4 protein-coding genes are annotated in these 6,173 nt (G+C 28.1%); all 4 read left to right on the plus strand.

The genetic code is table 11. The features are described 5' to 3' along the window. Positions 1–223 precede the first annotated feature (223 nt). Entirely contained in the window at positions 224–1,756 is a 1,533-nt protein-coding gene (locus tag NG904_RS14985) for an N-acetylmuramoyl-L-alanine amidase family protein (RefSeq protein WP_252232474.1), read from the plus strand. A 145-nt stretch (positions 1,757–1,901) separates the two neighbouring features. Next, a complete protein-coding gene (locus tag NG904_RS14990) occupies positions 1,902–2,816 on the plus strand; it encodes an N-acetylmuramoyl-L-alanine amidase family protein (RefSeq protein ID WP_252232476.1) in 915 nt (304 codons plus the stop codon). Positions 2,817–3,035: 219 nt separating this feature from the next. Further along, positions 3,036–4,394 (plus strand): cadherin-like beta sandwich domain-containing protein, encoded by a 1,359-nt coding sequence (locus NG904_RS14995; protein ID WP_252232477.1) that lies wholly within the window; start codon positions 3,036–3,038, stop codon positions 4,392–4,394. Positions 4,395–4,544: 150 nt separating this feature from the next. Further along, positions 4,545–5,834: an N-acetylmuramoyl-L-alanine amidase family protein gene (locus tag NG904_RS15000; RefSeq protein ID WP_252232479.1), complete on the plus strand. Its 1,290-nt coding sequence runs from the start codon at positions 4,545–4,547 to the stop codon at positions 5,832–5,834. Positions 5,835–6,173: the final 339 nt, after the last annotated feature.

Consider the following 6,173-nt stretch of genomic DNA (forward strand, 5'->3'; position numbering starts at 1 on the left):
AACACACATTTAAAATAGAACCAAAATTTAAGAATAATTGGAAAAAATTACACCCCAGGGGTATATGGATCTACCCCTGGGGTGTAATTTTTTCCAAATGAATATTGGTCAATTTTGTATTTGAACCGTTGAGTATAAGTGGTATAATAAATAAATAAAGTACATAGAAATAGAATTTATTATAGTGAATTTTTTATTTTAGGATTATCAAGGGGGAAGAACGATGATAAAAAGAATTAAGAAAGTGATGGCTTTAGTGCTTATTGCAACTTCCATGGTAGCAATAGCGCCTAGAGATATGTTTAAAGGAAATGTTACTGCTTATGCAGCGACAACAAAGGAAGGAATGCCTAGCAAGGAAGAATTAATTAATCAAATGTTAGGTAAATTAAATCCTTCGAAAAAACAAATTGAAAAAAATATATCTAATAAATTAACAGAGGAGTATAAGGAAAAAGGAGCAGTATATACCCAGCTTATATATTTATATGATTTAGATTATAAAATTTCAGAAAAGGATGCTCAAATAATTGCTAAACCAATAGCAACAAAAAAAGCTAATGAATTATTAAAAATCGGGTTAATAAAACCGGAAGAACTAAAATCAACGATTGATTTAATAACTAATCAATTAGTAATTATATTAACACAGCCAATCCCAATATATGAATATATATCAGTAAATGCTAGTAAAGAACCTGTTGGAACAGGTTTTATAATTGGCGGATCTATAGCAAATATATTTTTGGAGAGTAAGGGAAAATTAATATATATAAAAGATAGTGATTTGAGTGAAGAGGGTATAAAACAAAAGCTACAAGAATTGTTATCTAAAATAGATTTAAGTGGTCCTATTGGACAGATAATGGGAAATATCAGCAGCACTATTACTGGAGCTTTAGATGATGTTGCTGATTCTGTGGACAAGGTTTCAAATTCTATAACTGATTTATTTGATGATTTAGATGATAGTACTGATGATTTCTTTGATAAAATAAACAAAGATGAAGGTTGGGACAAGCATGACGGATATATTTATTACTATGATGAAGATGGTATTAAGTATAGAGGGGTTCATGAAATAAAAGGAAAGAATTATTATTTCAACAGAATTGATGGAGCTATGGAAACAGGCTGGCAAATTGTTGACGGAAAGAGATGCTACTTCTTACCTAAAAAAGGATATCAACTTTATAGTCAATGGATAAAAGATGGAGATAAAATATACTGTCTTGATGAAAAAGGTGAAGTGAGAAAATCACAGTGGGCTCAAGATGGAGCAAATTCATGTTACTTAAAAGCTGATGGAACGCTAGCTAAAGGATGGTATTCTGTAAATAGGGATGAGAGATATTACTTTAATGAAACTACTGGATATATAGAAACATCAAAATGGATATATGATGATCAAGAATGGTACTATTTAAAAGACAGTGGAGTAGCAGCAACTGATTGGGAATGCATTAATGGAAAATGGTATTGCTTTAAATCAACTGGTAAAATGTATTCAGGTTGGTTTAGAAATGAAGGCAGTTGGTATTATTCAGATTCTACTGGAGCAATGCAAACAGGATGGGTATCCCATAAAAATAAATGGTTTTATTTAGATGAAAGCGGAAAAATGAAAAAGAATGAATGGGTATCAGTAAATGGAAATTGGTATTACTTCAATTTAAATGGAGAAATGATTACAAGTTCAAGATATATAGATGGAACAAAATATCACTTTAATTCAGATGGAAGTTTACAATCATAAAATTTAGGTGGCTGGTGACAGCTGCCTTTTATTGATTGAAAAAATAATTATGAATTTATAACTATTTATTGTATAATGTATTAATATATAAGCTTATTATGGAAAAATTGCTATAGATATACATTATAGGAGAGGACGATAGAATATGAATAAAAAATTAAAGAGAATTATCACAATGACACTTATTATTGGGGCATTTTCTTCAGTATCACCAGTAAATCATGGGATTTTTAACAACGAAAAGGTTTATGCATCTACACATAATGATGAGTATTTACTTAAAAAGCTAGGTGTATTTGAAACTAAAAGTGGAGATGAAATTGATTTATTAGATAGTGAATGGAAAAAGACTAATTTTAATAAGAAATCTAAAGAAAATTATTGCGTTAAAGTGGATAGCAATGTTGATTCAATTAGAATAAATGCTTCTACTAATGCTACAGATTACTCCATATATAAGAATGATGGAAAAAAGAACTATAAAGGAAAAGATATTTTATTATCTGATGGAATAACAAAGATTTATGTAAAAACTTATGAGTCAAAATCAGATGCAGACGATGATAAAAATGTTAAAAAAGAATATAGAATAACAGTTAAGAAATCTTTAGAAGATAATAAAAATTCATCAAATGAAATTAGTGATGAGTCATCATGGAATTTAGAACAATATAAAGATGATGAAGTAAAAAATGAAAATAATTTATTAAGTAAATTTGATAATAAAGTTTTAAATGATACAAAGAGAAATCAATGGGTTATGGTAAACGGACTATGGCAATATAATAATTATATGGGGAATACAATTAAAGATGAGTGGACCCATGACACATCTAAGGATAAGTGGTATTTTTTAGATTCTTATGGAAATATGGTGACAGGATGGCTAAATAAAGGAGACAAATGGTATTATTTTGATTCAAATGGAGAAATGGTTACTGGCTGGAGAAGTATTGATGGACAATGGTATTATTTTAATTTATTAGGGAAAATGATGAATGAAAGAGTATTAGATAATGGAAAATGGTATTATTTTTTACCTTCTGGCGAATTGGTTTAATTTATGTTGGTGACAGGTATGTTGGTGACAGGCACTTTTTTGAATTGGTGACAGTCACCTTTGGGCAGAGGTGAATCTGTAATGCATTGGATTTACAGGTTTTAGCTGAATTAAATTGAAAATGGTGACAGTCACCGATAGGTAAATGGTGACTGTCACCATTTTTTTTGGTATAATAGTAAAAAGGATAATTTTGGAAAATGTTAGGGGGATTAAATTATGAATAAAAGATTAAAACACATAATTGCAGCTACTCTTGTAGTAAGTGCATTTACAACTATTGCTCCAGCAAAATATATTAATTTAGGTATGATAAATGCTTATGCATCAAGTGATATAAGTAAAAGTGATTTTAAGGATCTTACTGTATACAAGGGTTCAAGCTCAAAGGAATTACAACTTTATAGTTCTTCAAGCTGTAAAGATTCTGATGAAGTAGATTTTAAATTTAATACAAAGACATACTATGTTAAAATTTCAGGTAGCACAGATTCTGTAAATATTAATGCTGATATTGATAGTGACTATGAAGCATATGTATTTAAAGGAAATAAAGATGAACCACATGATCTTGAGGAAGAGATAGAAGTTGGATCTGGAACTACAACTCTTTATGTAAGAATATATAAAGATGGTGATTTTGACGATGATGATGTTGAAGAAAATGTAGTAAGAACTTATAAGATATATGTAAAAAATGGATCTAATTCTGATGACAGCGATGAAAATTATGATGATATTTATTTAAAAGATATAACTTTAAGTGATGGAGAAATAAAATTTAATGAAAAGAAAAATTCTTATGATATAAATGTTGATAACTCAGTAGATTCTATTAAGATAAAAGCAGTACCAGAATATAAGTATTATACAGTTGAGATAGATGGGTATAAAGTTGATGATGATGATAAGTATAGAAGAGAAGTTGATCTTAAAAAGGGAATTAATACAATTAAAATAGATATAGAGGATGATGATGATAATAATAGAACATATACTTTAAATATTAATAGAGGTTCTGTATCTACATCTAATAGTAAAAGTGAAAATGATAAGATAAACACAAGTCAAACTATAAATGGTGATAGTACATCAAATAATAATACAGCTAAACCTAGCACATCAGTTAATGAGAAAAAGTGCAATCAATGGGTAAGGGCTAATGGAGTTTGGCAATATAATGACTCAAATGGAAATGCTATTAAGAATAGATGGCATAGTGATAGATCTTCAGGAAAATGGTATTACTTAGATCAAAATGGATATATGAAAATAGGTTGGTTAAGAGATGGAGACTCATGGTATTATCTAGACGAAAATGGAGCTATGAGAACAGGATGGGTACTTTGTGGAAATGATTGGTACTATTTAAATAACAATGGATCAATGCATACAGGATGGCTACAAGATGGATCAAATTGGTACTTTATTAACAGAAATACTGGCGTAATGAAGAGCAATGGTTGGATTGTAGATAATGGAAAGTATTATTATTTTAGTTCATCAGGAAAGATGCTTTCTAATGTTACAATGAATGGATATGTATTAGGTGCAGATGGCGCTTGGATAGGAAAATAATAAAAAAGTACCCAAAATTTACTTTATATATGTATTTATTAATGAGTGTGAGTTACAACAAAAGAATTAAGAATATCTTAAGTTTATATTAATTTAATTATTATCATATCCATGATAATATATAGGATATATAAGGGAGGAATGGTTACAATGAACAAAATATTTAAAAAAGTGGTAGCATCGTTACTTACTATAGCAGCATTAACAACAGTTGGCCCTGCAAAATATACAAGCCTACTTACAACTACAGCACATGCATCTGACACTAAGAGCGATAAAGCTGTTTTGAAAGATTTAGATGTTGAAAGAAATGGAAGTAGCACAAAGCTTTATAAAGATGATGATTTTAAACGTAAAACTAGTTTTGAAAGTGATAGAAAGAAATATTATGTAGATTTAGGTTCAAAAAATAAAATTAGTATAGATGCTGAGGTATCTTCTGATTATGAAATAAAACTTTTTAAAGATTCAGACAAAGATTCAGATGAAGAAAAGTTTAATACAGATATTAAAGTTAAAAAAAATAAAACAAAATTTTATATTAATGTATATGAAAAAGGTAAGACAGAAGTATTAAATAAATATACTATATATGCATATAAAGACAAAGATAGAGATAAAGATGATGATGACGATGACGATGATGAATATGATGATGTTTATTTAGAAACTCTTAAGGTTGATTCAAAAAAAATTGACTTAAAAAAGAGTAAAACTACTTATAAAGTAGATGTTGATGAAGATAAAACATCAGTTAAAATAACTGCTGAACCTGATGATAAAGATTATGAGGTAAGAATCAATGGTAGCACAGTTGATGATGATGATGATTTTAAAGAAAAGGTTAGTCTAAAAAAAGGTAAGAATGAAATTGAAATAAGAGTTAGAGATGATGACAAGAATAAAAGAGTTTATACACTTATAATTAATAGAGAATCATCTTCAGAAGAAAAAGAAGATAATAAGGATAATACTAATGTAGCAGCTAGACCTAATCAATGGGTAATTGTTAATGAAAATCTAATGTATAATGATGTTTTAGGAAATCCAATTAAAAATAACTGGTTCATAGATAGAAATACAGGGGCTTGGCATTATTTTGATGCTAATGGATATATGAAAAAAGGTTGGTTTATTAGTAATGGTAATTGGTACTATTTAAATGAATATAGTGGACAAATGCAAAGCGGATGGTCTTATATAAACGGACAAAGGTATTACTTAAATCCATATTCAGATGGAACTAGAGGAGCAATGAAAACTGGTTGGATAAATGATAATGGTATTTGGTACTACTTAAATCCACAATCAGGAGAAATGAAAACTGGTTGGATAAATGATAATGGTATTTGGTATTATTGTGATTGGTTAGGACAAATGCTTAAAAATACAACTGTTGGTGGATACAGATTAGGATCAACAGGTGCTTGGATAAGATAATTTATAAATTAAATTATTTAACGCAAAAATGCCTTAGAAGAATAAATTTTTTCTAAGGCATTTTTATTTTTTGTAAAGTAATGATTAATTGAAAGTAATGTTTAAATAAACTAGAGAAATAAAATGAAATAATAATTTGATATATTATATAATTTAATTAATATTTAAAATTTATGTAAAGTTTTTGTTAAAAATGTAAAATTATGAACACATATTTCTAAAATCTATTGAATGATGGAAAAAATATGTTATAATTATATTAAATTTTCAATTATATCGTTGTTATTAGAGAGAGAAAAAGGAAGGTCACATAAAAAAATATGTGACCTTCCTTTTTCT

Source organism: Clostridium sp. ZBS15 (genome assembly GCF_023845705.1).
In the GTDB taxonomy this organism is placed as follows: domain Bacteria; phylum Bacillota; class Clostridia; order Clostridiales; family Clostridiaceae; genus Clostridium; species Clostridium aquiflavi.

Bases quoted from the DNA above. Each gene is read 5' to 3' on its own strand.
- NG904_RS14985 (WP_252232474.1), top strand. From the start codon at position 224: ATGATAAAAAGAATTAAGAAAGTGATGGCTTTAGTGCTTATTGCAACT.
- NG904_RS14990 (WP_252232476.1), top strand. From the start codon at position 1,902: ATGAATAAAAAATTAAAGAGAATTATCACAATGACACTTATTATTGGG.
- NG904_RS14995 (WP_252232477.1), top strand. From the start codon at position 3,036: ATGAATAAAAGATTAAAACACATAATTGCAGCTACTCTTGTAGTAAGT.
- NG904_RS15000 (WP_252232479.1), top strand. From the start codon at position 4,545: ATGAACAAAATATTTAAAAAAGTGGTAGCATCGTTACTTACTATAGCA.